This window comes from Methylomonas sp. LW13, from assembly GCF_016865255.1.
GTDB lineage: Bacteria > Pseudomonadota > Gammaproteobacteria > Methylococcales > Methylomonadaceae > Methylomonas.
This window is the reverse complement of record NZ_CP033381.1, coordinates 4,277,809-4,302,564: the sequence shown is the minus strand read 5'-3', so window position 1 is coordinate 4,302,564 and position 24,756 is coordinate 4,277,809. Positions and strand designations below refer to the sequence as shown.

General features: G+C 52.7%; 25 protein-coding genes. 12 read left to right on the top strand and 13 right to left on the bottom strand.

What is annotated here, in order from left to right; all coding sequences use genetic code 11:
* Positions 1-49: 49 nt before the first annotated feature.
* Positions 50-682 carry a peptide-methionine (S)-S-oxide reductase MsrA gene (gene msrA, locus JL719_RS19380; protein WP_033158351.1) on the bottom strand — a complete coding sequence of 211 codons (633 nt, stop codon included), beginning with the start codon at positions 680-682 and terminating at the stop codon, positions 50-52.
* Positions 683-757: 75 nt separating this feature from the next.
* Here msrA and hslO point away from each other — a divergent pair, with 75 nt between their 5' ends.
* The gene (hslO, locus tag JL719_RS19375) at positions 758-1,639 is read left to right on the top strand and encodes an Hsp33 family molecular chaperone HslO (RefSeq protein ID WP_033158352.1); all 882 of its coding nucleotides are present in this window, start codon (positions 758-760) and stop codon (positions 1,637-1,639) included.
* Positions 1,640-1,646: 7 nt separating this feature from the next.
* The gene (locus JL719_RS19370) at positions 1,647-2,420 is read left to right on the top strand and encodes a hypothetical protein (RefSeq protein ID WP_033158353.1); all 774 of its coding nucleotides are present in this window, start codon (positions 1,647-1,649) and stop codon (positions 2,418-2,420) included.
* Between the two features lie 576 nt (positions 2,421-2,996).
* Here JL719_RS19370 and JL719_RS19365 read toward each other — a convergent pair.
* The 4 genes from JL719_RS19365 to JL719_RS19350 all read right to left on the bottom strand — a co-directional run bounded on the left by JL719_RS19365 (position 2,997) and on the right by JL719_RS19350 (position 6,551).
* Entirely contained in the window at positions 2,997-3,338 is a 342-nt protein-coding gene (locus JL719_RS19365; protein WP_051670300.1) for a YdbL family probable chaperone protein, read from the bottom strand.
* Positions 3,339-3,349: 11 nt separating this feature from the next.
* The gene (locus tag JL719_RS19360) at positions 3,350-3,547 is read right to left on the bottom strand and encodes a YnbE family lipoprotein (RefSeq protein WP_033158354.1); all 198 of its coding nucleotides are present in this window, start codon (positions 3,545-3,547) and stop codon (positions 3,350-3,352) included.
* Entirely contained in the window at positions 3,544-5,409 is a 1,866-nt protein-coding gene (locus JL719_RS19355) for an intermembrane phospholipid transport protein YdbH family protein (RefSeq protein WP_165385985.1), read from the bottom strand. The genes JL719_RS19360 and JL719_RS19355 overlap by 4 nt, the downstream gene beginning before the upstream one ends.
* 92 nt (positions 5,410-5,501) lie before the next feature.
* Positions 5,502-6,551, bottom strand: a complete 1,050-nt coding sequence (locus tag JL719_RS19350; RefSeq protein WP_033158356.1) for a threonine aldolase family protein — start codon at positions 6,549-6,551, stop codon at positions 5,502-5,504.
* A gap of 144 nt (positions 6,552-6,695) precedes the next feature.
* On the opposite strand from JL719_RS19350, the gene JL719_RS19345 reads away from it, so the two are divergent.
* Together JL719_RS19345 and JL719_RS19340 are read left to right on the top strand one after the other, a co-directional pair.
* Positions 6,696-7,667 carry an oxidoreductase family protein gene (locus JL719_RS19345; RefSeq protein WP_033158357.1) on the top strand — a complete coding sequence of 324 codons (972 nt, stop codon included), beginning with the start codon at positions 6,696-6,698 and terminating at the stop codon, positions 7,665-7,667.
* Positions 7,668-7,684: 17 nt separating this feature from the next.
* Positions 7,685-8,569 (top strand): 3'(2'),5'-bisphosphate nucleotidase CysQ family protein, encoded by an 885-nt coding sequence (locus tag JL719_RS19340; RefSeq protein WP_033158358.1) that lies wholly within the window; start codon positions 7,685-7,687, stop codon positions 8,567-8,569.
* 97 nt (positions 8,570-8,666) lie between these two features.
* Here JL719_RS19340 and JL719_RS19335 read toward each other — a convergent pair whose 3' ends face one another.
* Entirely contained in the window at positions 8,667-8,867 is a 201-nt protein-coding gene (locus JL719_RS19335; protein ID WP_033158359.1) for a KTSC domain-containing protein, read from the bottom strand.
* A 141-nt stretch (positions 8,868-9,008) separates the two neighbouring features.
* Here JL719_RS19335 and JL719_RS19330 point away from each other — a divergent pair, with 141 nt between their 5' ends.
* The 3 genes from JL719_RS19330 to JL719_RS19320 all read left to right on the top strand — a co-directional run bounded on the left by JL719_RS19330 (position 9,009) and on the right by JL719_RS19320 (position 12,223).
* Positions 9,009-9,704 carry an SDR family oxidoreductase gene (locus JL719_RS19330; RefSeq protein ID WP_033158360.1) on the top strand — a complete coding sequence of 232 codons (696 nt, stop codon included), beginning with the start codon at positions 9,009-9,011 and terminating at the stop codon, positions 9,702-9,704.
* Positions 9,705-9,967: 263 nt separating this feature from the next.
* Entirely contained in the window at positions 9,968-10,600 is a 633-nt protein-coding gene (locus JL719_RS19325) for a carbonic anhydrase (RefSeq protein WP_033158361.1), read from the top strand.
* A 30-nt stretch (positions 10,601-10,630) separates the two neighbouring features.
* Positions 10,631-12,223: a SulP family inorganic anion transporter gene (locus JL719_RS19320; RefSeq protein WP_033158362.1), complete on the top strand. Its 1,593-nt coding sequence runs from the start codon at positions 10,631-10,633 to the stop codon at positions 12,221-12,223.
* A gap of 95 nt (positions 12,224-12,318) precedes the next feature.
* Here JL719_RS19320 and JL719_RS19315 read toward each other — a convergent pair whose 3' ends face one another.
* Together JL719_RS19315 and JL719_RS19310 are read right to left on the bottom strand one after the other, a co-directional pair.
* Positions 12,319-12,993 (bottom strand): hypothetical protein, encoded by a 675-nt coding sequence (locus JL719_RS19315; RefSeq protein WP_033158363.1) that lies wholly within the window; start codon positions 12,991-12,993, stop codon positions 12,319-12,321.
* A gap of 144 nt (positions 12,994-13,137) precedes the next feature.
* Positions 13,138-14,037, bottom strand: a complete 900-nt coding sequence (locus JL719_RS19310) for a LysR family transcriptional regulator (RefSeq protein WP_033158364.1) — start codon at positions 14,035-14,037, stop codon at positions 13,138-13,140.
* A 102-nt stretch (positions 14,038-14,139) separates the two neighbouring features.
* Between JL719_RS19310 and JL719_RS19305 the strand changes: the two genes are divergently transcribed.
* The 4 genes from JL719_RS19305 to JL719_RS19290 are packed head-to-tail and all read left to right on the top strand — an operon-like array spanning position 14,140 to position 17,498.
* A complete protein-coding gene (locus JL719_RS19305) occupies positions 14,140-14,739 on the top strand; it encodes an FMN-dependent NADH-azoreductase (RefSeq protein ID WP_033158365.1) in 600 nt (199 codons plus the stop codon).
* 26 nt (positions 14,740-14,765) lie between these two features.
* On the top strand, positions 14,766-15,644 hold the full coding sequence (locus tag JL719_RS19300) for a pirin family protein (protein WP_033158366.1): 879 nt from the start codon (positions 14,766-14,768) through the stop codon (positions 15,642-15,644).
* Positions 15,645-15,670: 26 nt separating this feature from the next.
* Entirely contained in the window at positions 15,671-16,459 is a 789-nt protein-coding gene (gene ygiD, locus JL719_RS19295) for a 4,5-DOPA-extradiol-dioxygenase (protein WP_051670302.1), read from the top strand.
* Positions 16,460-16,496: 37 nt separating this feature from the next.
* On the top strand, positions 16,497-17,498 hold the full coding sequence (locus JL719_RS19290) for a class I SAM-dependent methyltransferase (protein WP_225892910.1): 1,002 nt from the start codon (positions 16,497-16,499) through the stop codon (positions 17,496-17,498).
* On the opposite strand, the gene JL719_RS19285 is transcribed toward JL719_RS19290, so the two are convergent.
* The 4 genes from JL719_RS19285 to JL719_RS19270 all read right to left on the bottom strand — a co-directional run bounded on the left by JL719_RS19285 (position 17,495) and on the right by JL719_RS19270 (position 22,222).
* A complete protein-coding gene (locus tag JL719_RS19285) occupies positions 17,495-17,914 on the bottom strand; it encodes a type II toxin-antitoxin system VapC family toxin (protein WP_033158368.1) in 420 nt (139 codons plus the stop codon). The genes JL719_RS19290 and JL719_RS19285 overlap by 4 nt on opposite strands.
* Positions 17,901-18,137, bottom strand: coding sequence for a FitA-like ribbon-helix-helix domain-containing protein (locus tag JL719_RS19280; RefSeq protein WP_033158369.1), 237 nt, complete (start codon positions 18,135-18,137; stop codon positions 17,901-17,903). Before JL719_RS19280 ends, JL719_RS19285 begins: the two co-directional genes overlap by 14 nt.
* A 67-nt stretch (positions 18,138-18,204) precedes the next feature.
* Entirely contained in the window at positions 18,205-19,446 is a 1,242-nt protein-coding gene (locus JL719_RS19275; RefSeq protein ID WP_051670304.1) for an amidohydrolase family protein, read from the bottom strand.
* A gap of 253 nt (positions 19,447-19,699) precedes the next feature.
* The gene (locus JL719_RS19270; protein ID WP_225892909.1) at positions 19,700-22,222 is read right to left on the bottom strand and encodes a TonB-dependent receptor; all 2,523 of its coding nucleotides are present in this window, start codon (positions 22,220-22,222) and stop codon (positions 19,700-19,702) included.
* A 596-nt stretch (positions 22,223-22,818) separates the two neighbouring features.
* On the opposite strand from JL719_RS19270, the gene JL719_RS19265 reads away from it, so the two are divergent.
* Positions 22,819-23,307, top strand: coding sequence for a TlpA family protein disulfide reductase (locus JL719_RS19265; protein WP_033158370.1), 489 nt, complete (start codon positions 22,819-22,821; stop codon positions 23,305-23,307).
* Positions 23,308-23,326: 19 nt separating this feature from the next.
* On the opposite strand, the gene JL719_RS19260 is transcribed toward JL719_RS19265, so the two are convergent.
* Positions 23,327-24,730, bottom strand: a complete 1,404-nt coding sequence (locus JL719_RS19260) for an amino acid permease (protein ID WP_033158371.1) — start codon at positions 24,728-24,730, stop codon at positions 23,327-23,329.
* Between the last annotated feature and the right edge of the window lie 26 nt (positions 24,731-24,756).

Here is a 24,756-nt window from a genome sequence, read left to right as displayed (position 1 = left end):
AACAATAATCTCAAGTCTTATAATGCCTTAGCATTTCTCGGCGATTCGGCTATCTGGAAAAACAGACACCCAGGCCGCCCAAGCCGCAGTAACCGGACGGGTTTTTAGCCAGATACTGTTGATGATCTTCCTCGGCGTAATAAAAAGTCGGAGCATTGCGGATTTCGGTGGTTATTGCTGGAAAGCCGGCGGCTGTTAATTTCGCTTGGTATTGTTGTTGGCTTGCCACGGCTGTTTCATATTGGTCGTCCTGGCAATAGATGACTGATCGGTATTGGGTGCCGACATCGTTGCCTTGTCGCATGCCTTGGGTGGGATTGTGAGATTCCCAAAATATTGCCAATAAACCCTGGTAAGACACTACGCTCGGGTCGAACACCACCAACACCACTTCGGCGTGGCCGGTCATGCCGGTGCAAATTTCCTGATAAGTTGGGTTGGGTGTAAAGCCGCCGGCATAGCCCACTGCGGTGCTGAATACGTCGGCTTGTTGCCAGAATTTACGCTCGGCACCCCAGAAACAGCCCATGCCGAACACGGCTTGTCGCAGATGCGCCGGAAACGGCGGATGGATAGGATGGCCGTTGACGGCGTGAAATAGGCCGCTGTCTATGGCTTGCTGACGTCCCGGTAAGGCTTGGTCGGCGCTGGGCATGGCGGTTTTTTTGAATAGAAAAGACATGAGTGCATCCCGAGGTCGAATGATGAGGGTGTGCGGATTATAATCTCCGCTTATTTAAGAGGATTCCACTAAATCATGAAACAACAAGATTGCTTACGCCGCTTTATTTTCGAGGAACACGGAGTTCGTGGCGAATGGGTGCGGCTGGAACAAAGTTGGAAGCAAGCTAAACAATATCAACATTTAGTCAATGATGCCGTCGATGCGCAAATGGGACAAGCCTTGGCGGCGGTGGTGTTGTTGTCGGCAACCATCAAGTTTAAAGGCGCGATGATCATGCAGATTCAGGGCGGCGGCGATTTGAAAGCCCTGGTAGCGCAATCCAGCAACGAACGGCAAATCAGGGGCTTGGTGCGCAGTGAGGCCACTGTCGCCGGCGCAAATTTGCTGGACATGGTAGGTGAGGGCGGCCGATTGGTATTGACCGTGGAATCGGAGAATGCCGAACCTTATCAAGGTATCGTCGGTGTGGAGGCGGAAACGCTGGCGGATGTGTTGAGGACCTATTTCACTCAGTCCGAGCAACTCGATACCCGGTTGTGGCTGTTTGCCAATCAAACCCATGCGGCCGGCCTGTTCATCCAGGAGTTACCGAGTAGCAATCAGAACAAAGCCGACTGGGAACGCATCGAAATATTGGCGAATACCGTTACCGCCGACGAACTGTTGAGTCTGGATTGCGAGGACTTATTGCACCGTTTATTTCATCAAGAAAAGGTCAGGATTTACGATCCGGAGCCGGTGGAATTTAAATGCAATTGCTCACGGCAAAAAATCGGCGGCACTTTAGCGGCATTGGGGCGGTCAGAGTTGGAAGCAATTTTGCAGGAACGCGACGACATCGAAGTCGATTGCCAATTTTGCGGAGCGCAATACCGCTTTGACAAGGTTGATGTGGAGAACCTGCTGACCAATCCGGCAGCCGAAACTGATAATCACTCGCCTACCCGGCACTGAGGGGGCTATGACTAAAATTAACCGCTTTTTTCGCCTGTCTCTGGCTTTTGTATTACTCAGCAGCATGACAGGTTGTTTGCACTGGTTGCACGCCTACCAGACTTATTTGCAAATGGACGAGTTTGATCGTTATTTTGCGGTGACATCTAAAGAAGATTTCACCGTGCATTTTAAGCAACCCAAACTGCTCAGCGAAGATTTTGTGTCGCTGGCTAAGTTGCATGCCAGTAGCGAAGAGCATACCGGGGACGGCAAACGCTGGCGCTATTGGTTTCGTAAGATCGACAAAGACAGCAAGCTGATTGCGCCGGAAATCAGTTTTTATCTGGATCTGGCCTTTAACAAGGAAGATAAAATCACTGACTGGACTTTCTCCAACCTATTCTTACAAATCGCTCCGCCGGAGTTTTTGGAGGCTTCATTTCGTTCGCTGGGCGGTGCGGAAATCAACGAAGAGAAAAAACAGTTAAGAGCGAAGGCTGATCAAATGGAGAAAATCGCCGCGCTGCTGCCAAAAAAAGCCACGGTAATTAAACAACTGGGCGAGCCGCTGGAAATCACCGATGAAGAAAAACAGGAAGTGTATCTTTACCATTTTCGGCTGGATGCCAAGGATATCGAAGAAGGTTACGAGGACAGAGCTTTGAGCGAAGTCAGGTTGATGTTCGATAAAACCACCTCCGAATTGATCAAGATGTCCGGCCGCTTTGCCGGCTTAAAAATATCGATCAATTACAGGAATTTTCAGGAAGAAGACGATAAAAAAGTGGCGGGTATGTGAGCTAGAACGGCAGGCATAAAAAAGCCCACATAAAGTGGGCTTCGTCCGGTGTTATTTTTTATATTGATTGGACGCCTACCGTTGTACGGCAGGTTAATTTCTTGCGTTTATTGTTGTTCTTATACCGGATTAACGGTCGCCTATCCCCCCCCTCATTTAACGGTCATGATCCTTTCGAATCATCTGCGTTTCGCTGAAAGTGGGCGCATTCTATTGGATTAAAATGTAGCTGTCCATAAAAAAGTGTGACAATTTGTCGCACATTGATTTTGTGGGCATTGTGCCTGGTTTCTCCTCGGCGTGAGCGAATGACCGAATCGTCTGATTATTGACGCTTTAGAGAGCTAATTGCTTGTCCAGCCAGCGGTTTTAACGAGTTGTGCTCGCCTTGACTAAGTGGGATCGCAAGGTAACTTCTCCCGAGTGGTGCTGGTGATGTTCAGGTTTAGGTCGGGAGATAGCTAAATTTGACTTATTAGTGCCACTGCGAACAAATGACGGTATTTCTACTTTGCTGCCGGCTAAATCTCGAGCCGTTTGAATACCGTGCAGTATTGTCTTATAGGCTCTTGCCTGTCAGCGCTGCGTCCAGCCGGAAGCCGTTTCTACAAATTGTCCCGGTGCCGCTTGGCCTATCACTTTCTGAGCGGTCAGTCGACCTACTTCCTCCACAGCAACGCCGTTTTTAGCCGCTATGCGTTGATATTCCGCCAGGCGTTGGGCGTTAATGCTTTCAACCAGGGCTTTTATCTCGGCCGATGCATCGGGCTTGACTAGGCCCAGGAAACCGTTCATTTGTTCACCCACCAACCCAGCCGATTTTGCCTGGGCTAGATCGGTGGCGTTGACCGGTAGGGCGGTCAGACATAAGCCCAGAAACAAAGGCGCCAAAATTGATAGCAAATTTTTGTTTTTCATCACTCGCTCCTTTAAAACAAGCCTTTTTGGCTGGAAAGCAATTCGTCTACGTCTTTTTCCACTTTCAGACGGATTTCGTGTTCGATTTTGACGTTCATATTGATCTCAATCGGTTTGTCCGGCGCTTCCAACCTGACGGAGGGCGAACACCCCGTCAGGTAGATGCTGCCGCACAAGATGGCCGCGCTATTTGCAGCTTTCCAGTTCATTGATTCCTCCGGTCCGCCGGCGGCGGTTTGGGTGATTGATCCCCGCTTGGGGGCTTGGGCGATGCTCCAGCATCGGCCGGTTTGGCGATAGCCTGTTCCAGAATGGTCCGTTCCAAATCTCCGGCTAAAATACCTTTTTGTAGCAACTCGGGTAGCTGGCCGCTGATATTTAGGTTAAACGCCAGCGGATGGCCGGACAATACTTCCGGGTTATTGCCTTCCAGGCGTAAGCCCAGGTGATAGTCGCCGTTTGGGCGATAATTTACCTTGGCTTGCAGATTCCGGTAAACCAGGTTTTTGAGAGCCTTAAAGGCGATATTCTGACTATCGGCCGGTCCCACATAGCGTAACACACCCGGCTGTGTGCCGCTGAGGCTGCCGTCTTGCACATCTATGGCCCCGGCGGACAACTGCAACGGTAGTTCGCCGTCTATTGAGCCGGTTCCGGAAATATTCGGATAATGCAGGCTTATTAAAAGTTGCGACAGATCGATGTCATGCAGTCGTAAAGTCAGCAGTATCGGCGTTTCTTCCAGTCGTATTTTGTCCGGTTTCAATTCCATGATGCCGCCGAATATTGCCAGATTGGCTTGGCTTAGTGTCAGTGCCTGATCGAGATAGCGGGCCTTGATACTAAGATTTTGCGCTATTAAGTCTTTACCTAATCCCAGCGTAGGTATCTCGGCAGACAAGTCCACGGCGCGAGCAGCCAGCTCCGGAATGTTCAGTTCCACCTTGCCGTTCTCGATTTTCGCCGCGCCGGCCGTCAAGGCCAAATCGGCGATAATCAATTGTGCCGTTCCGGAAACATTTTGATTGCTTGGCCTATGCAGTTGCAGATTTCCCCGCACTTCACCGTCGGCAACCGTCCAACTAGCCGCCATGGCCGGTAACCAGGGCTTGATTAAATCGAATGCCTCGCTGGCGGCCATGTCCAGGCGGCCGTTCATATCGATTGTTTGCTTGTTCGTCATCGACAAATCCATAGCCAGCAGAGACTGTTTATCTTTTGTCAGAAAGGCTTCAGCTTGCAGAGTGGCAAAGTTGTCCGGCGTAGTGGCGTTTGCACTGAGCTGCGTTGCGCTTAGTAGCGGGTTTAATTTGGCTAAGTCGTATGACTGGGTTTTTGCCCGCAAAGCTTGTGGTATCAATAGGCTGTTGTTAAGCCACTCGATCAGCGACAGCGCGCCGGCATCCAGCTTAATTTGCTTGGCCGGACCATCCAGTTGGCTGGCATTTAGTTCGAATATATTGCCAGCTGGCAGCCGTTGGACCTTGAGTTTGGCGGCGCTAAAACCGGGTTCGATATCTAGGTGAATGGATTGTTGGGCATCCTGAAACCTTGCATCGATGGCATCGGCCGCACCTCGTGTGACGTCCGCTTGACCAGCAAAGCTGCTCAAGCCCCAAGGCGTATCTACATCAACTTCCAGTTTCGCGATGCTCAATCGGTCCAGCGGTAAGCTGATGGAATTGTTTTCCGATGTCTGCGTCGCAGCTTGGTCGGTAGGGTGGTAGTTGAATTTTAGCGCGGCGTGACCGATGCTGACGTTGCTGATAGTTCGTTTTTCCAGATCGTAATCGGTAGAAACATTCTGCATCGCAACCGATAAGTTGCCAGTCGGTGTGGCTAGGCCGAAGCTGATTTCAGCCAGCTTGGCTTGCTTGGAATCAAACGACAGCCCCGACAGCGAGGGTGAGCTTAGCGAGGTTTGTTTCAGCGCCTGTTGCAGTAGTAACTCCAGCATAACTGAACGCTGCCACCATAGGGCCAGGCAAAATAACCCAAGCATCAGCAGCGTAATAGCCATCTTGCGCCGCCATGAGCCGCGCTGCTGCAAATTATTTGTGGTGGCAGGCAAGTTCATAGCCTGCCGTAGCCGGTCTGTTGCGTGACTAACCAGTACATGGCAGCTGGGAGTTTGGGGCGATAGACGCGCAAAATCGGCTGCCCTCAGCCCAAACGCTCGATAAAGGCATCGACTTGCTCAGCCTGCGTCGCAAAACTGGTGACCAAACGCACCAATACTTCCTGGTCGGCCACCAGGCCAGGGTTTGCGCGCGGCGGATTCCAGGGGTAAAACACCGCCCCTTGTTGTTGCAAGCGGTCCGCGTGCGTTTGGTTTAGCACGGCAAACACCTCATTGGCTTCTGCATGCCAGGCCAGGCGGGCGTTTTTTGAGTGGGCAATGCCGTTTTGCAAACGCGCCGCCATCGCGTTGGCGTGGCAGGCGAGATTCAGCCAAAGTCCGTCGTCTAAATACGCTTCAAACTGACAGGCGATAAATCGGCTTTTAGATACCAACTGCGCGGCGCGCTTGCGGATAAACGGTAAATCTTTGGCCTGTGCCGGATTCATAAACACCAAGGCTTCCGCGCACCAGCAGCCGTTTTTGGTGGCGCCGAAAGACACAATATCTATCCCTAGTTTCCAGCTCATTTCCGCAGGCGTTAACCCCAGCGAGACTAGCGCATTGGCAAAGCGCGCGCCGTCCATGTGCAAGGGTAAGCCGTAAGTTTGGGCAATGTCGGCAATCGCGGCAATCTCCTCCGGTTGATAAAGCGTGCCGATCTCGGTGGCCTGAGTGATGGAAATGGCCATGGGTTGGCCGGCATGCACAAAATTAGGCGGGAAACGCTCGATTTCCGCTTTCAGATTTTCCGGATCGATTTTGCCGTTGTCGCCGTCCACCGGTGCTAATCGTGCGCCATGCGTGAAAAACTCCGGTGCGCCGCATTCGTCTTCCAGCATGTGTGCTTCTCGATGGCAAAACGAGACGCCGCCCGGACGGTTGACGGCCGCCAGCGCCAGCGAATTGGCGGCTGTGCCGGTGCTGACGAAATAGACTGCGACTTCCCGTTCGAATAGCTCGTTAAACTGTTGCTCGATTTTGCGATCCAGCGCGCTGGCGCCATAGGGGGCCGAAAAGCCCGCGGAGGCTGCCAACAAGCGTTGGGAAATGGCCGGATGAGCGCCGGCCCAGTTATCGGATGCAAAATTCATGGTTGCTATCATGGCGGTGATGTTTAATGTATGGGCTATACGACGGTATGAACTATACCAACGATACCGCAATCCGACACGCGAGCCTGGCTTTCGTTCGGCGTATTCCCGGAAAATAGCAATCTTTTAAGGCACTCTCCACCCATGCAAAATACCATTCGCGATCTCGTGCTTCAGGCGACCGGTGCCGATGATGCATTTCAACTTGAAACCATTCAAAGTCTGTGGAGCGGCTACGGCTATATCTTGCGCTATGGCTTAAGCGGCTGCGACAGCGCTAGCGTGATCGTCAAACACGTAAAACTGTCGGCACAAAGTCTGCAAACGCCCGGTTCCAATGAAGACCTGTCGCATCGGCGCAAAGTCCGCTCTTATCAGATAGAGGCGGCCTGGTACCAAAGCTGGGCCAAACGTTGCGATGCGGATTGCCGAGTCCCGGCGTGTTTAGCTTTCGAAATGTTCGGTGAGGATATAGTCATGGTCTTGGAAGATCTGCATCCGGTGGGGTTTCCGCAACGCCGCTCGCGGGCCGGGGAACGGGAGATACGCACATGTTTAAATTGGCTGGCCAATTTCCATGCCACGTTTATCGGTGAAAAACCCAGTGGTTTGTGGCCCACCGGCACTTATTGGCATCTGCAAACCCGGCCCAACGAATGGGAGGCCTTGCAGGATATTGTCTTGAAAAATGCCGCGCCGATGATTGATCAAAAACTGCGCGATACGCCTTATCAAACCTTTGTGCACGGCGATGCCAAATTGGCCAATTTTTGTTTTTCGGCGGACGGCAGTCGGGTCGCGGCAGTGGATTTTCAATATGTCGGCGGCGGTTGCGGAATCAAGGATGTCGCGTATTTTATCGATAGCTGTTTGGGCCAGGAAGAATGTCAACGCCGAGAGAGCGAATTGCTGGATATTTATTTTCAGGCTTTGCAACAGGCGTTGCGGCGTCAACAAAAACCCGTCGATGCCGATGCGGTCGAACGTGATTGGCGGGCACTTTATCCAGTAGCTTGGACCGATTTTCACCGCTTTTTAAAAGGCTGGAGTCCCGGCTATTGGTCCCCCAACAGCTATAGTGAACGGCTGGCGCGGCAAGTCATCGCCCAATTATAAAATTACCAGGAGAACCGATGCGCTTGTCAACGGACGATCTGTATTTACTCGGCCAGTGTGCCATCTCCGCGGCGATGCAGGCCGGACAATTGATTGCCAAGTCTGCGCATACTGCGGTTGTTGTAAACAGCAAAGACGGCGGCGCCAGTCTGGCTGCTCGGGTAGTGACGGAAATCGATCATTTGAGTCAGGAGATTATTCTGCAAACCTTGCGGCCGATCTGCGCCAGATACGATTTGGCCTTATTGTCGGAAGAAAGTCCAGATGACGGCGCGCGTCTGCAACACGACTATTTCTGGTGTATCGATCCTTTAGACGGCACCTTGCCGTTTATCGAAGGCGTGCCGGGTTATTCGGTGTCCATCGCCTTGGTATCGCGCGCCGGAGAGGCGCTGATTGGCGTCGTTTACGATCCCTTAACTCATACGCTCTATCGGGCGATCAAAGGCCAAGGCGCTTGGCAAAACCAACACGCTTTTAAGCCGGCACCGCCTGCGCAAGTCGTGACATTCATTACCGATAAAAGCTTTGCCCAAGATCCGCTGTATCACGCTACGCAGGCCGCATTGCAGCACATAGCTGTTGAGTTGGGCTATGCCGGGGCCAAGCTGCGTTTGCAAGGCGGCGCGGCCTTAAATGCCTGCCAAGCGCTGACTGAGGCGCCGGCGTGTTATTTCAAATTTCCTAAGCCGGATAACGGCGGCGGTAGCGTGTGGGATTACGCGGCCACCGCCTGTTTGTTCCAGGAAGCCGGCGCGCCGGTCAGCGATATACGCGGTAATGTGCTGGTATTAAATCCGAACGGCTCGACGTTTATGAATCATTGCGGCGTGTTGTATGGTTCCGATCAGGCTGTCGTCGAACGCATAATTGGGCTTTACCAGCAGTTACGGCAGGGATAAGCGAACAAGTTGCCCGTATTATGGCTTGCTAGTGAATGAGGCCCGATAGACGCAAGGTTTTGAATCTATCGGGTATTGATGGTGGGTTCGGTCTTTTTCAGCAGGGAAACAAATCCTGGAAGTGGCGCTTATAAAATCGGTTTTTGGAGCGGGCTTTCAAAAATGCGGCAAACAGGTGTTCGGGCACGTGGCAAAAATCCTGAGCTTGCCGGTCTTTGAACGACACCCGCAGTTTATGGGTTTGTTCGTCGTAGCCGATCACGTCGATGGTGCTGGATTTAACTGATTGCATTTGCATAGTAGCCTCCGGGAATTTCATGCTAAAACTGTGTCGGTGAGGCATGGCTAAATACGAATAGTTCAATCGGCAATTACTTATCAAGACTGCGTAAAACTATAGCTTCCCTAATTTTTCAATCACTCGTTTGGAGACATAACGATGCAAACTGTTTTAATCACCGGCGCCAATCGCGGCTTGGGTCTGGAGTTTTGCCGGCAATATGCCGCAGCCGATTACCAGGTCATCGCGGCCTGCCGCAAGCCGGACCAGGCCGAACATTTGGCGGCGCTTGCCAAACAATACTCGCACATTCAAATCGAGACACTGGATGTAGCGGATTTCAATCAAATCGATGCATTGGCAAGCAAACTAGCCGACTGCAAAATCGACGTGCTGCTGAATAATGCCGGTGTTTATGGCGATCAAGCCGGTCGCGGTTTGGGGCAACTGGATTATCAAACCTGGGAAAACGTGCTGGCGGTCAACGTGATGGCGCCACTTAAATTGGCCGAAGCCTTCCTGCCGCAGGTGCAGCGTGGCGACAAACGCTTGATCGTGGCCTTGAGCAGCTTGATGGGGAGCATGACCGACAATACCAGCGGCGGCAGCATCCTGTACCGCTCCAGCAAGGCCGCTTTGAATGCGGCATTGAAGAGCCTGTCCATCGATTTGCGGCCTTCGTCCATCGGCGTATTGATTCTGCATCCGGGTTGGGTCAGAACCGATATGGGCGGACCGAACGGCCTGATTGACGTTGAAGAAAGCGTATCTGGCATGCGTAAGGTGATAGCCAATTTCAGCTTGGCCGATAGCGGCAGCTTTGTTAAGTACGATGGCTCGGCATTGCCTTGGTAAGCTTTTTGGCTTCTAAGTTTTCGCGTCTTAAATAATTCAGTATCAGAACCACTGCTTAGGTCTGCATAAGCGGTGCGTGTACCCCCTCAAGCTAATGCTCATTAGCGATAAAAATATCGAATCGAAACGTTATTGCTTGCATAAATATTTCGATTCGATATTATTTGTTCGGCGCCGATACGATCTTCCAATACATCGGTTGCTTAAGTGCGACGCCTAAGAATCGCATCGTTTACATTGCAACGACACAAGAGGAGGGGTTTATGCAGACTCCCAACAAATTGCTGCTGGAAAACAAAGCCTGGTCAGAAGCCATGACCGGTAAACAGCCCGATTACTTCATCAATATGGCCAAGGAGCAACATCCGGAGTTTTTATGGATAGGCTGTTCCGACAGCCGCGTGCCGGTGGATACCATAGTTCATGCCCAGCCCGGCGAAATATTTGTCCACCGCAATATCGCCAACCAAGTCATCACCACCGATTTTAACGGTTTAAGCGTGCTGCAGTACGCGATTAACGCCTTAAAGGTCAAGCATGTGATCGTCTGCGGCCATTATGGCTGCGGTGGTGTTGAAGCAGCCTTGCGCCAGCAACGCGGCGATTTGGCCATTGCCAACAAGTGGTTGACGCACATTAAGGAAGTATATCGCTTGCACCAAGACGAACTGGACAATTTGCAGCCCGAACGCAAACTCAACAAATTGATCGAGTGGAATGTCATCGAACAAGTGCAACGTCTGGCCCACACCTCTATCGTGCAATCGGCCTGGAAGTCCGGCCAAAAAGTCAGTTTGCGCGGCTGGGTATACGGTTTGCAAGACGGCTTGTTGAATGAATTGATACACATCGACGCCACGTCGCCGATTCACAACATCTACCAATACGCCCATTAAGGCTCCCAGTTATCCCCACGGAGACCGTCTATGAAAATGCAGTTTAATGATTACCTGAAATATTTTCGTCAGGATTTTTCGGCCAGCATTGTGGTATTTCTGGTGGCCTTACCCTTGTGTTTGGGGGTGGCGTTGGCGTCCGGCGCACCCTTATTCGCCGGGGTTATCGCCGGCATGATCGGCGGTATCGTTGTGTCCTTGTGCAGCGGTTCGCAGCTCAGTGTCTCCGGCCCCGCGGCTGGCCTGACGGTCATCGTCTTCAACGCCATCGAAACCTTGGGCAATTACAAGGCTTTTTTGTTGAGCCTGATGTTTGCCGGGATTTTCCAAATGCTGTTCGGTTTCCTTCGGGCCGGGGCGATTGCCGCGTTTTTCCCTACCGCGGTGATCAAAGGTATGTTGGCGGCTATCGGTATGATCCTGATCATCAAGCAAACCCCGCACGCCACCGGTTACGATGAGGGCTACGCGGCGGACGAGAGTTATATGCCGGATACCGCCGGTTCCAGCTTTATCGAGTTTACCCACTCACTGCACGGCATTTCGCCCGGCGCGACCCTAGTGGCTGGCGTGGCCTTATTGATCCTGATTTTTTGGGAAAGCGCTTTCATTAAACAATTTAATGCCTTGCGGATGATTCCCGGGCCGTTGTTGGCGGTGATTTGGGGCGTGTCTTTCAATGCCTGGGCCTTGGCTGCGGCACCTGAATGGTCCATCGGCGTCAAGTATCTGGTGTCCTTGCCGGAACTTGGCTCCACCAGCAATTTTGTTAACCAGTTGCGCTTGCCGGATTTCAGCTATCTCGGCAATCCCAAGATATACAGCATCGCGCTCACCCTGGCCATCATCGCCAGCCTGGAGACCCTGCTAAGCGTCGAAGCGGTAGACAAGCTCGATCCGCATAAGCGCGTTTCGCCGACCAATCGCGAATTGAAAGCCCAAGGCCTGGGTAACCTGCTCAGCGGATTGATAGGTGGTTTGCCGATCACGGCCGTGATTGTGCGCAGCTCGGCTAACATCAATGCCGGCGGTCAAACCCGGGTATCCAGCTTTTTCCATGGGGTGTTGTTATTGATCAGCGTATTGTTTTTCGCGCATTTTCTGAACATGATCCCATTAGCCTGTCTGGCGGCAATCTTGTTGCAAACCGGTTACAAGCTGGCGAAGCCGGCCATGTTTGTGGAGTTTTACCAAAAAGGTCTGAATCAATTTGTGCCGTTTGCGATTACCGTGTTCGCAATTTTATTTACCGACTTGTTGGAAGGTATCGCGATCGGCATGGTGTGCGGTATTTTTTTCGTCTTGCGGGCCAACTTCCATGCGGCTATCACCTTAACCCAGCATGGGCCCAACTACTTGCTGAGGCTGCACAAGGACGTGTCTTTTTTAAATAAAGCCTTGCTTCGTAATTATCTTGCCAGTATCGCTGACGATAGCGAATTGATCATCGACGGCGGCAAAGCCCTGTTTATCGATCACGATATTCTGGAAACGCTGAGCGATTTCCTGCAAGCGGCGCCGGATCGCAATATCCAAGTGGAATTACAAGGTTTGGCCTTGGAGTCTCGATTGCTTGAGCAGGAAGCCGTCTTCATACCCCGCTTGGCTGCGGCTGGGCATTAGCGGGAAACACGTTCATAGGCTCTGCGACACGCGGGCTTTGCATCAATCCAGCAAGATGCAAAGCCTTGCGCTCGGCGGATCCGATGCCTTACGAACTATTTTATGACACGCTGTTTTCTTTGCGTGATGCCGGCCAGTCCCAGGGCTGAAGCAAACAGCCAGACACTTGCTGGCAACGGGACCACGGACGCCTGTATGTGATAACTGTAACCCGCTTTTATGTTATCGACTGCTGCGAAGCCGTCCATACTGATGGATTCATTGCTTAGGGTTCCGAACCAAGACGATGGGTTTGGGTTGGGCATTGTCACACAGGAAGGAATAAGGCCCTGTGGGATAGTACAACCGAGAGATGCCGACTCCGACTGAAACGCCGTGTCGCTGGTCATAAGACTAAACAAACTTGGGAAATTGAAGCTATGGATTGCGCCGTTCAGTGTGACGTTGGCGTTGGTAAACAATAGCTTGTCGGTAATTTCACCGCTTGCCGACATTGTAGAAGCACTTGCCGTGCTTTGATAGCGCTCGACGTCAAATGACCCGGAAATACTGAACGGTCCTAAATTCTCACTTGGCTCCGAACCGTCTGCGCCGATTACGATAAAAGAGGGGATGTAGGTAGCAAAGCTTTCCGCTGAGTTAATAACGTAATGAGTCGTTGCAGTCTTGATGAAATCCGAGCCGGCAACCACGGTTGCTTGCGCGGAACTGATCGCCAGCACGCCGCCTAACAGAACGATACCGCGTGAAATAGCCAAAGATCTAAACATGAATTTTCCTTAAATTGTTGAAATGACAGGCTTCCTAACCATGCGTTAGGCGGCGCCGATTCTATAGGCAACAGGTAATTTCAGTCAAACAAATAAGCTATGCGGCCAGGTGTTTTTGCCGTTTCCCCAGTTGCCGATTACGTCTCATGCAAAGTCTTTTAAATGCGTTTCCAAGAAATCGATAAACACCCGGGTCTTGGTCGGCATCAAACGCCGGCCGGGGAATACCAGCCAGGCCGTGGTTTGCGGCAAGCACCATTCCGGCAGCACGCGCACCAGCTCTTGATTGGGCATGTAAGTGCTGGCGTAAGAATCCGGCGCGGCGACGATGCCTTGGTCCTGCATTGCCAGTTTGACCAATAATTCCGGCGAGTTGGCTTTGATGCGTATCGGCGGCATGCCCAGCCATTGTTGTTCGCCCTTAGTCAGTAGCCAGGCCGGCGCTTCCCGATTGCCGGCCAACAGGCTGAGGGCATCGTGTTCCAACAATTCTTCGGGGTGCGCCGGTGTGCCGCGTTTTTGCAAATAAGCTTGAGACGCATACAAGCCCCAGGTTTGCAGATTCAAGCGCTTGGCCGTCAACGTCGCGTCATCGGGCAAATCGCCCATCCGAATCGCCAGATCGAAACTCTCGCTGAGCAAATCCACCCGACGTGCAGATAGATCGATTTCCAGGGTTATGGCCGGGTAGCTGTTGCTGAATTCTGCCAGCAGTGGCGCCAAAAACAGATTGGCGAAGTCGTTGGGCATCGAGATGCGCAGTACACCGCTGGGCTGGATTTGCCGATGTTGTGCCAATGCCATCGCCGCTTCGATTTCCTCGCTGACCTGTCGGCCGTGTTGTAACAAGCGCAGTCCAAATTCGGTCAAATTCAGTTGCCGGGTGGTGCGTTGCAGCAAGCGCTCGCCCAGTTGTTTTTCCAGATTGCTGATGCGCCGCGACAAGGTTGACTTAGGCAACCCGAGCAATTCGCCGGCTTTGGAAAAACTGCCGGCATCGGCGATTTTGGCGAATAGCCATAAGTCGTTAGGTTCTATCTGCATGATTGTTCCTCCAATGGAACAATGTTATCCATTTTCCGGTCTTCTGCCCAATATTATCCCGGCGTATAGTCAACCCAACTTCAACACCTTTGGGAGACTGACATGAACATTCTGCAAATCAATTCCAGCATCCGTGCCGAAAATGCCTATTCCAGCCGTCTGGCCGATAATTTGGTGGCCGGTTTACGCCAGCAAACGCCGACCGCTGAATTAACGGTACGCGACTTGGCGAAAACCCCGCATCCTTTGCTGGATGAAGCGGCTTTGATTGCGCTGAGTACGCCCGCGGAAGAGCGCAACCCCGAGCAAGCGCAACGGGTGGCGCTGGACGATGCCTTGATCGCCGAGATTCAGCACGCCGACATCCTAGTGTTAACCGCGCCGATGTATAACTTTGGGATTCCGGCACAACTGAAAGCCTGGATAGATGCCATCGCTCGGGCCAGGGTGACGTTTCAATACACCGAAAACGGCGTGGAAGGCTTGCTGAAAAACAAACAGGTGTATGTGATCCAAACTGCCGGCGGTAAACATAGCGGTACAGAGGCCGATAGCCAAAGCACGTATTTGCGTACCGTCTTGGGATTTTTGGGTATGGCCGATGTCACCTTTATCTACGCGGAAGGCTTGGCGATGGGCAACGATGCCGAACAACTGGCCTTGCAAGCTGCCGCTACGCAAATCGCCGCCTTGGCGGCCTGACCTAACCTTAATATAGGAGATTCGCGATGAACACAGACACAGTTAAAAACGATGAAGTAATGCGGTCCCGCGCTATCGAGCAATTGGTGGTTGGTCATGCTACGTCGGATGGCGCCGGCGTGAAATTGACCCGCGTGCTGGGCCAATCCTTGCAGCTACGCCTCGATCCATTTTTGATGCTGGATGCCTTCGGCAGCGATAAGCCCAACGATTACATCGCCGGCTTTCCCAATCATCCGCACCGCGGCTTCGAAACCCTGACTTATTTGATTACCGGGCGGATGCGGCATAGTGATAACGCCGGCCACCAAGGCTTGCTGGAAACCGGCGGCATTCAATGGATGACCGCGGGGCGCGGGATTATTCATTCGGAAATGCCCGAGCAAAAAGACGGCATGCTGGAAGGCTTTCAATTGTGGATCAATCTGCCCGCTGCCGAGAAAATGCAGCCGGCCGGTTATCAAGATGTGCAAAGCGAGCAGATTCCGGAATTGCTTAAGACGAATGGCGTCAAGGTGCGGGTGATTGCCGGTAGCAGCCATGGCGTCGCGGGCGCTGTTCAGCGGCCGGATACCGAGCCGCTGTTTCTGGATGTGCATCTGCCCGCTGGCGCCAGTTTCAGTCAGTCTTTAGCCGTCGGTCACAATGCGTTTTTTTATGTGTATCGCGGCGAGGTGGCGGTGGCAGAACGGTCGGTAGCTGCACAACGCATGGCGGTGTTAAGCAGCGGTGAGTCGGATGGGGTGATTTTGCAGGCCAAGCAAGACAGTCATTTAATCCTGGTGGCCGGCAAGCCTTTGCATGAACCAATCGCTCAGCACGGGCCGTTTGTGATGAACACTCGCGAGCAGATCGAGCAAGCGATAGACGATTACCAAGCCGGTCGTTTTAACGTCGCGGCTTAGAAGTAAAACATATGGGAGTAGAGACGATGAATACGGCCAAGCCCGACAACCAAAACTTGCCGAGGCTGCCGGCCTTATTCATCGGTCACGGCAGTCCGTTGAATGCGCTTGAAGATAACGTATACAGTCGGGCCTGGGCGGAACTGGGGGAAAATCTGCCCAGGCCCAAGGCGATTTTATGCATCTCGGCGCATTGGCAAACCGATGGCACACGGCTTACTGCGATGCCGCAGCCACTGACCATCCACGATTTTTACGGCTTTCCACAAGCCTTATTCGATTTTGTCTATCCTGCGCCGGGTAGCCCAGCATTGGCGGCGAGGATCAAGGCGCCAATGCCTGGGATTGAGCTGGATCAGGACTGGGGTTTGGATCATGGCAGTTGGTCGATTTTGTGCCATCTGTTTCCCGATGCACACATCCCGGTTTTACAACTCAGTCTGGATATAAAAAAGTCGCCTGAGCAGCATTACCAACTGGGTAAAGCTTTACGCTGCTTGCGAGACGAGGGGGTGTTGATCGTCGGCAGCGGCAATATCGTGCACAACTTGCAAGTAGCGATTTGGCGGGATACTGCCCATGACTGGGCCGTCGCGTTTGCCGAGCGGGTTAAACGCTTGATTGCCGCAGGCGATCACAGCGCCGTCGTCAAATACCGCGAATTAAGCGATGCGGCATTGGCCATCCCGACAGACGAACATTTTCTGCCCCTCCTGTACATCCTGGGCTTGCAAGATGACTGCGAACAGGTCGGTTTTTTCACTGACAAAACCACGCTGGGTGCCATTGCCATGTTGTCTGTGCAAATAGGTTAACGGCCGTCATGTAGTTTGGCTTACTTCCCGCCGATCATTGAATATTCGCCGTTTGTGGTGGTCTGTTTCCGCATTCGGGCATAAAATCCGCCGATTAACCATTCTGTGCGCCGCCAGCAATATGCCCAACAATCAAATTCGCCGCAAGTCACCTGAACACAAAGCCAGCAATAGTGTTGCCGTTCCTGGAAATACGCAGCGCGAATACGCCGTTGGCTGGGCGGATTATGAATTGCTGGATGCCGGTGACGGTAAGAAACTGGAACGCTGGGGTGACGTGGCGACGATACGCCCGGAGATTCAAGCACATTTCCAGCCGGGTTGGTCGTGGGCGGATTGGCAGGCCAGGGCGGATTGGGAGTTTGTAGAGCTGTCATCCACGCAAGGCACCTGGAAAAAATTGAAGCCGCAGGCTAGCGAACACTGGCAAATCGCTTATCAACAATTGCAGTTCGGTTTGAAGCTGACCAAATTCAAACACCTGGGCTTGTTTCCGGAACAACAAGCCAACTGGCGGTTCATCGCCGAGCGGGTCAAACCGGGCGACAAAATACTAAACTTGTTCGCCTACACCGGCGCGGCCTCGCTGGTGGCCAGGGCGAATGGCGCGCAAGTGGTGCATGTGGATTCAGTCAAGCAAATGTTGGATTGGACCCACGATAACATGGTGCGTAGCGGGTTGACCGACATCCAATGGGTACTGGAAGATGCCTTGAAATTTGCCAAGCGCGAACTCAAGCGCGGCAATCATTACGACGGTATCATCATGGACCCGCCGGCCTGGGGTTTGGGCGCCAAGGGCGAAAAATGGAAACTGGAAAATCAGCTGGCCGACTTGATCGAAACGGCGCGCGGCTTGATGAATCCGGGGGCGTTTTTAGTCCTGAACACCTATTCTCCCAAAGTGGACTTGCAGGATTTAGCCCGCGCCGCCGCCCCTTGTTTTGCTAAACGCCAACTCGAAATCAAACAACTGTGGATGCAGAGCCAAACCGGCAAAGCTTTGTTTTATGGAAATTTGCTGCGGGCCATGGCTTAATCCGCGAATGGATTGAGGACCCGAATTCCTGTGCCGGCAAAGTCACCAACATTCCGCGTGACAACGGTAAGATCGTAAATTAACGCCGTAGCAGCGATCAATTTATCCAAGGGGTGTTGAGGATTTGGTACGCGCATTTTCCCCCAAACCAGCGCAATCTCGTTGTCGATAGGCAAGACATGATGGCGATATTCCTGCATAAGCTGGTTTAGCCAGTTCTCGAGTAACTTGCCTTGGCTAAAATCGCCGCGGTGATAAATCAGATCCACGCCGCGCCGCAATTCACCGACGGTGACGACAGAAATATACAGCTTGTGATCATTTTGGGCGACGCCGGCAAAGAACTGGTTAACGCCCGGATTTGTCTTGCTGCCTTTGCGGATTTCGCTAATCACATTCGTGTCAATCAAATACATCAGCCAAATCGCTCTCGGTATCCACACGCAGAAAGTCAGTATCCGAACCGACATTGGGCATGGCGGCCAGCACTTCCGTAAAAGATTTCCGTTGCGGCCCGGTCAAAACCTCCGCCAGGATGGCGCGATGTTCTGCTTCTGTGGAACGATGGTGGGCGGCAGCTCTGGCTTTCAAAGCCTTAACCAGCGATTCATCAAGATTTCTAACAACAAGGCTGGGCATAGCTAACTCCAAGGGGTGGTGCTATCAATGCTAGCATGCGCTTTGGCGTAGCGGTAGTCTTTTAACTCTAACGTTGTTGGCCCGTAAAAAACGGCCGAGTCGCAAATACACCGTCGGCAAAACGCTTACCTTGCCACGACAAACTGCGTTTCAACACAAAATCGAAGCGAAACGGGTGGTATTCCTGCAGAGCCAGCAACGGTTCGACGGCATCGTCCGCCAGCAGGCCGGCTTCGGCGAAAGCCGACGGCGAGATCAACGGCAAAATGCCGGTCAACGGGTAATCCGAGCCGTACAGCAAGCGGCTATGCCAGCTGGTTTCCGTCAGCAGGGTTTTGATTACGCCCATATCGCGGTTGCGTAACACAATCGCCGAAATGTCACCGTATAGCCGGTCCTGCCACTGTTTATCTGCCATCAACTTGGCAAACAAATCAAAACTTCGCACTTCCCGGCCGTCTTCATCCACATCCTGGCCCAATGTCGCGCAATGGGCAATCACCACCCGAACGCCGGCATCGAGCGCCCGCCGCAAACGTAGCGGATTGCCGAACAAAGGCTGGTCGGCACCGTGTAAGGCGTTCTCTTCGCCACCGTGGGTGATGATCGGGATGTTCAATTTTGCAGCCGCTTTATAAAACCGGTCGCATTGCGGCGAAGCCGGGTCTATGCCCATTGCCGGCGGCAGCCATTTCACGGCGCGGGCACCGTTGGCGGCGGCCTGTTCCAGTACAGATGCGCAATCGGGGCGATAGGGATGAATGCTGGCTACCCATTCGAAGCGCTGCGGATAGCCTTGCGCCAAACGCTGAGCGTACTCGTTGGGGACAAAAAATGCGGTATTCGCATGATCCGGGTCGCCGCTGGCCCCATGCGCACGGTCAAACGCATACAACATGGCCTTAGCGCCCTTGGGCATGTTGTCCAGCAAGGCTTGTAAGCGTTTGACAAAGGCGGTGTCTTGGTTGGTGTCAGGGATGCAAGCCGCGTTGGCGTAAGCCCAATGTTGCAGGGTTTGCACCGGGTGCTTGAGCGGGGCATGCATATCCGGCGTTTGCGTAATGCCGCTACCGCCGTCGCCGGAGCCGATGATGTGCGTGTGACAATCCCACCAGTCTGCCGGATCGATGCCTTGCCAAGCGGCGGTTTCCAAGGCCGAAGCAGGCGTCCCAGCCGGATCGAGACAGGGATTAGTTAAGCGAAACAGTGCAGACGCCGGCATGCTGGCGGTGGCCAAGCCGGTAGCCGCCAGTTTTAAAAAGCGGCGGCGGGCGCGACTGGTAGCGGGCACGCGATGGTTTGATGTCATGGGGTGTTTTCTAGGTCGGATACTGTGGGGATAGGATCCGCAAAATCAAATGGGTTGTAAAGAGGTTGGGGCGGATTTTGCTTGGCTTGGTGCTAGCGCCATGGCCTTGCAGATTGGGTGATTATTAACCCGGCTCTTAAATTTCCTGGAAGGTGGAAGCCGTTAGACGGCTCAGGAGTTTCGTGCAGCTGCTGCGCTCCCGCTTTTGCGGGAGCAACGATGTGTAGAGGCCGGGTTAAAAAATTCTTAGAACTTAGAAACTTATTGCGCCCTCAAGGAAGAACGTTCTTTGCGGATAAGGATGGAACACATAAGCCGTTTTGTCCGTCAGGTTGTTGATACCGAATGAGATGCGGCTTTTTGCAGGTTTACCCAGCAAATCGTACTTAAAGCGGTAGCTGGTTTTAAAGTCCAGGAAGAAAAAACCGTCCTGCGAGCCGAACACATTGTTGACGTGGTCTTTGTTATCAATATCGTTGTAAGAGTCGCTGGTATACCGGCCCGCCATCGAGACATCCAGCGCTTCGTTCACATGATAGGTCGCCAGCGCATTAAAACGCCATTCCGGCAAACGGATACGTTCTTTGCCGGTCAGGTTAAAGCGGGTAAGTGATCCGTTCGCTTCTTGAAAGTTAATGTCCGGCCCGCCGTCTTCCACAATAGCGTTCATCCAGGTGGCGTTGAAATTCAGATCAAGGTCAGAGTCGAGGACGCGAGCTTGGTCATACACCAGTTCCACGCCGGTAGTGCTGGTAGCGGGAATGTTTTGGAAGGCATTTTCAGTCAAGATGCCGGTGGCGCGCCTAACTTGCTGGATAGTGTTGCGGATGTCGTCGCGGAACACATTGACCCGCACGTAACCGTTGTCCAGTCCGTATTCGATCATAAAGTTATGATGCCAGCCGTCCTCGGCCTTTAAATTCTCGTTTGCCGTGGTTATGCTCGTCGGCGACTGGAGGTTTTGATACAGCTCTGCGATGACCGGGAAGCGGTAGGCGCGACCAAACGAATAACGGAATTTCCAATTGGACGGCTCAAATCCCAACGATGCTTTCGGGGAGATGGCATCGTCGCTACGATCTGACAATGCACGGTTAGAGCCCACGCCACTGGACGCCAGCCACCATTCGTAACGTGCGCCCAAGGTCAAATCCCAATCGGGCGCAAAGTGATAGGCGAACTGACCGAACATCGCATTGGTAGTGACTTCACCTTGGTTACGCCGTCCTATGGTTTCTGAGCCTATCTGATCGGCCGAATAGCTGTTATAGGAGAACTGTTTGAAGTTCATGTTGTAGTTGTCGAAGTGGTAACCGCCTAAAAACTCCAAGGGTTTCCAGCCTAAAAACTCTCGGGTGCTCAGTTTCAAGTCGTAGTTTTTCCAATTGAAATCGTCAAACACTTGCAGTTGGCCGGTGTTTTGGTTGCGCGGATCGTCAGGATTAAAAAAAGCGGTTCTGCGCTCGTCTTTGATTACATCCAAGTAGCTGAACGTGGTGTCTATATCCCAGGTGTCGGTAATCGCCCCTTTTACCTGCATGCCGATTTGCATGGTTTGTCGTTCGTCATCGGACGGCCCGAAGCCGCTGTTCAAAACGTTGAATGCTCTTCCCGCGTAAACGGCATCGCGAGAATTGGTATTGTTATCGCCGTAATAGGCATTGCCGTTTGCAGAGGTCAGATAATTGCGCGGTTTTTCGGATTTGCGGGTACGTTCCTCGAACGCGCCGGTAAAGATGGCCTGCAAATCCGGCGTGATGTCGTATCCCACTTTGAGTTTAACCAGATCGGTATTGATTAATTCGGGGCCAGTGTCGCCGTAGATATAACTGGGCGTGCCGCGGGTGTCCAGAATCGGCACCGCGCCATTGACTGCGGTCGTTACGCCGGTAGGATTGCGCAAACCTGTATTATCGATGAAGTAACTCATAGGCTGGCTTTCCGCTTCCAAGCGGTTGTAGGAAAGCAGCGCAGACCACTTATCCAAACGATTGCCGTACGAAAAATATTGCCGGTTGCCGTCAAAGGTGCCGCCATCCGCGCCAATATTCTCCCAAGGCTGCACAAAGTAGCTGGTTTCCGCGTAGTACTCTTCTTTCATTGGCATGTGGGTTTTAAGGTTCACTACCCCGCCGATGGAGTTGCCGCTGTATTCCGCGGAGAAAGGACCGTAAACTACGTCAACCGCGTCGATTTCGTTTGGGCCCACCATCGACCAGCGCGGCGCACCGTTAAAAGAAGCCTGCAATTGATTGTGCAGCGGTAAGCCATCGGCATACACCATGTTTCTGGCCGTCGAGAACATATCGGCCCCGCGGATGCCTAACACGCCGTTCGGGTCGCCGATATAACGCTGGCGTATCTGCAAGCTCGGTTGATACTTGACGGCTTCTTCCGTGGTTTGGGCATTTTGCCGTTCAATTTCGGCGCGTGATAGGCGGGTTGATGGCGAGGTGAAATGCGAGTCTTTCGCCACTTCACCGGTGATCACCATTTCTTCCATCACTTCGTCTTTGTTGCTGCCGCCCACAGCCGGCGTTTCCGAGGGCACTTGTTTTGATGCTGTTTGACTATTGTTAGCAGTGGGCTGATCTGTTGGCTTGGAAGCTTCTGCATTTTTTGCCGTATGTTTCGTGGCGTCGCCAGTACTTTTCTTCTGTGTTTCAGCGATGGCGACATTGCTGGTAATAGCCAGCAGAACAGCAGTAGACAATAAAGAACGCATCGGCAATCTATAAGACGCTGATTTATCAAGTGTTTCGGATTGATTTTTCACGTTTGATCTCGGTTGTAATTATTATTTCTGGATTATTGCGAAGTTTGTTTTAGCCTTTTGATCTACTCAATTTGAGCGATTTTCCGAGCTGGATCATGCTGATAGCTAACAGGTTTTCCGGATAAAAAATATTCCGAATCTCCGGCAAGATTGGGGCCAAGATTAAATGTCTTTGATTTTATTGATAAATAATTAATAGTCGTGTTTTATTTTTAATAAACTGTGTTATTTAACTGATTTTTTAGGTTTTTTTGGGCGATACGCCTTGCTATTCCAAGGTGCTATGTCTGAGACATAAACTTTTAAACAAGCGAGATTTTTAAAAAAATGTCGGATAGTTCAATAATTTGATAGGCGTATTGGTTTGCACAAGATTGCGTGGCTTAAAAAGATTAAACCATTCGTTAAAGCAGCCGGTAGGTAAAAGCAAAGTAATAAACTATGTTAAATGACTACATCGCCTGAGTTGAACATGGACCACAGCAACTTTATTGTCATCTCTTCCGTTTGGGCTTGAATGTCGTCTGGACTGGCGCTAAGGTGTTCCTCTTTTTGATGGCAAATTCGGCCCTGGCAGCTAATTTAATAAGGATACTATGAACACAAGAACCATTCTGGTTGGTCTAGCTTTAAATCTCATTGGCTGTAGCGTGGTTTTGGCGGAACAGCCCGAAATAAAACCCTTCACTCCCGGCAGCTACCAACAGATTTTGGCGGTAAATGCCAACAAGCCGCTAATGCTGGCAATCTGGTCGGTGGATTGCCCATCCTGCCTGAAGGACATGGACATACTGGGTAAGCTGCACGAGAAACATCCGGCTTTGAAAATCGTCATGCTAGCCACCGACGACGCGGAAGCCTTGCCGGAGATCAAACGTATCATCGACAGCCATAAACTCGGCGGGCTGGAGAATTGGGCTTTCGCCTCCGATAATCCGGAAAAACTGCGTTACGAGATCGACCCGGCCTGGTATGGCGAATTACCCAGAACCTATTTCTTCGACGCTGGCCATCAGCGGGTGGGTAAGAGCGGGGCGATGTCGTTGGAAGAATTTGAGGCGCAACTCGGTAAGCTGAAAATGTAATGCAGCCAAATCCGGCCCGTCAGCCGTGGGGCGCGGGCTGCCGCAAACGGTACAGGCCATAAACCGCAAAGCCGATCAGGTTCCAGATCAGAAAATACAGCTGCGTAGTGCTCGGCAGGCTGATAAACAGATACAGGCAGCCCAGTATCGCCACCGGTCCGGTGATCCAGACAAACGGTGCCGAGAATTTCCGCGGCATTTCCGGCTGTTGATGCCTGAGCAACAACATGCAAACCGCCACGACACAGAATGCCAGCAGCGTGCCGGCATTGGCCAGCGCAGCGATGTCCGCCAGCGGAAACACGCCGGCGATGATACTGACGATCACGGCGGTAAACACACTGGTGCGAACCGGCGTACCGCGTGGCGACACCTTGGCCAAGCCGCGCGGCAGCAAGCCGTCGCGGGCCATCGCAAAGAAAATCCGGCTCTGTCCGTAAAAAAACGCCAGCACTACCGTCGGCAGGGCGATGACGGCCGATGCCGCCAGCCAGCGCGCCGCGTTAGGTTTGCCCAACTCGCGCAAAATCAGCGCCAGGGGCTCGGGGCTGTCGGCGAAGCGCCGATAATCCAAAGCGCCCAGTGCCGCCACTGCCACCACGACGTAAATGGCCACGCAGATTAGCATCGAGCCGACGATGCCTAGCGCCAAATCGCGGTCGGGGTTACGGGTTTCCTCAGCCGCGGTGGCAATCGCATCGAAGCCGTAGAAGGCAAAAAAGATGATCGCCGCCGCAGCCATTACGCCACGCTCGACGCCGTCCGCGCCGAAGGTTTTAATGAAACCAAACGGCATAAAAGGTTGGAAATGTTCGGCTTGGAACAGCGGCAACACCACCGCGATAAATACCAGCAATGCGGTCAGCTTGACCACCACTAACAAGGCATTGACGCTGGCGCTCTCTTTAGTGCCGATCAGCAATAGGCCGGTGACTACCAGGATGATGAAAATCGCCGGCAGGTTAATCAAGCCACCCAGTTCCGGGCCTTGCATCCATTGCATCGGTACGCCCAAGCCTTCGTGCAACAGCGGCGCTGCATAACCGGACCAACCCACCGCCACCGCACTGACCACCAGCGAATATTCCAAAATCAAACTCCAGCCCACAAACCAGGCGGCCCATTCGCCGATCACGATATAGGCATAGGTGTAAGCGCCGCCGGCGGCCGGCATCAGCGTGGCCATTTCCGCATAAGCCAAGGCCGCGCAGGCGCAAATCGCTCCGGCAATCACAAACGCCAATATCACCCCCGGCCCGGCCTTGGCCGCGCCAACCCCGATCAAGGTTAAGATGCCAGTGCCGACAATCGCCCCCACGCCCAGCGCCATCAGGTGCGGCCACCTTAACGTGGCGGTTAATCTATGTTCTGTCGGCACATTGTCAGCAGCCGGCCAGGGTTTACGCTGGCGCCAATTGTTCATATCGCGTCCCCGTTGCGGCGCGCAAG

Bases quoted from the DNA above. Each gene is read 5' to 3' on its own strand.
- msrA (WP_033158351.1), bottom strand. From the start codon at position 682: ATGTCTTTTCTATTCAAAAAAACCGCCATGCCCAGCGCCGACCAAGCC.
- hslO (WP_033158352.1), top strand. From the start codon at position 758: ATGAAACAACAAGATTGCTTACGCCGCTTTATTTTCGAGGAACACGGA.
- JL719_RS19370 (WP_033158353.1), top strand. From the start codon at position 1,647: ATGACTAAAATTAACCGCTTTTTTCGCCTGTCTCTGGCTTTTGTATTA.
- JL719_RS19365 (WP_051670300.1), bottom strand. From the start codon at position 3,338: ATGAAAAACAAAAATTTGCTATCAATTTTGGCGCCTTTGTTTCTGGGC.
- JL719_RS19360 (WP_033158354.1), bottom strand. From the start codon at position 3,547: ATGAACTGGAAAGCTGCAAATAGCGCGGCCATCTTGTGCGGCAGCATC.
- JL719_RS19350 (WP_033158356.1), bottom strand. From the start codon at position 6,551: ATGAATTTTGCATCCGATAACTGGGCCGGCGCTCATCCGGCCATTTCC.
- JL719_RS19345 (WP_033158357.1), top strand. From the start codon at position 6,696: ATGCAAAATACCATTCGCGATCTCGTGCTTCAGGCGACCGGTGCCGAT.
- JL719_RS19340 (WP_033158358.1), top strand. From the start codon at position 7,685: ATGCGCTTGTCAACGGACGATCTGTATTTACTCGGCCAGTGTGCCATC.
- JL719_RS19335 (WP_033158359.1), bottom strand. From the start codon at position 8,867: ATGCAAATGCAATCAGTTAAATCCAGCACCATCGACGTGATCGGCTAC.
- JL719_RS19330 (WP_033158360.1), top strand. From the start codon at position 9,009: ATGCAAACTGTTTTAATCACCGGCGCCAATCGCGGCTTGGGTCTGGAG.
- JL719_RS19325 (WP_033158361.1), top strand. From the start codon at position 9,968: ATGCAGACTCCCAACAAATTGCTGCTGGAAAACAAAGCCTGGTCAGAA.
- JL719_RS19320 (WP_033158362.1), top strand. From the start codon at position 10,631: ATGAAAATGCAGTTTAATGATTACCTGAAATATTTTCGTCAGGATTTT.
- JL719_RS19315 (WP_033158363.1), bottom strand. From the start codon at position 12,993: ATGTTTAGATCTTTGGCTATTTCACGCGGTATCGTTCTGTTAGGCGGC.
- JL719_RS19310 (WP_033158364.1), bottom strand. From the start codon at position 14,037: ATGCAGATAGAACCTAACGACTTATGGCTATTCGCCAAAATCGCCGAT.
- JL719_RS19305 (WP_033158365.1), top strand. From the start codon at position 14,140: ATGAACATTCTGCAAATCAATTCCAGCATCCGTGCCGAAAATGCCTAT.
- JL719_RS19300 (WP_033158366.1), top strand. From the start codon at position 14,766: ATGAACACAGACACAGTTAAAAACGATGAAGTAATGCGGTCCCGCGCT.
- ygiD (WP_051670302.1), top strand. From the start codon at position 15,671: ATGAATACGGCCAAGCCCGACAACCAAAACTTGCCGAGGCTGCCGGCC.
- JL719_RS19285 (WP_033158368.1), bottom strand. From the start codon at position 17,914: ATGTATTTGATTGACACGAATGTGATTAGCGAAATCCGCAAAGGCAGC.
- JL719_RS19280 (WP_033158369.1), bottom strand. From the start codon at position 18,137: ATGCCCAGCCTTGTTGTTAGAAATCTTGATGAATCGCTGGTTAAGGCT.
- JL719_RS19275 (WP_051670304.1), bottom strand. From the start codon at position 19,446: ATGACATCAAACCATCGCGTGCCCGCTACCAGTCGCGCCCGCCGCCGC.
- JL719_RS19265 (WP_033158370.1), top strand. From the start codon at position 22,819: ATGAACACAAGAACCATTCTGGTTGGTCTAGCTTTAAATCTCATTGGC.
- JL719_RS19260 (WP_033158371.1), bottom strand. From the start codon at position 24,730: ATGAACAATTGGCGCCAGCGTAAACCCTGGCCGGCTGCTGACAATGTG.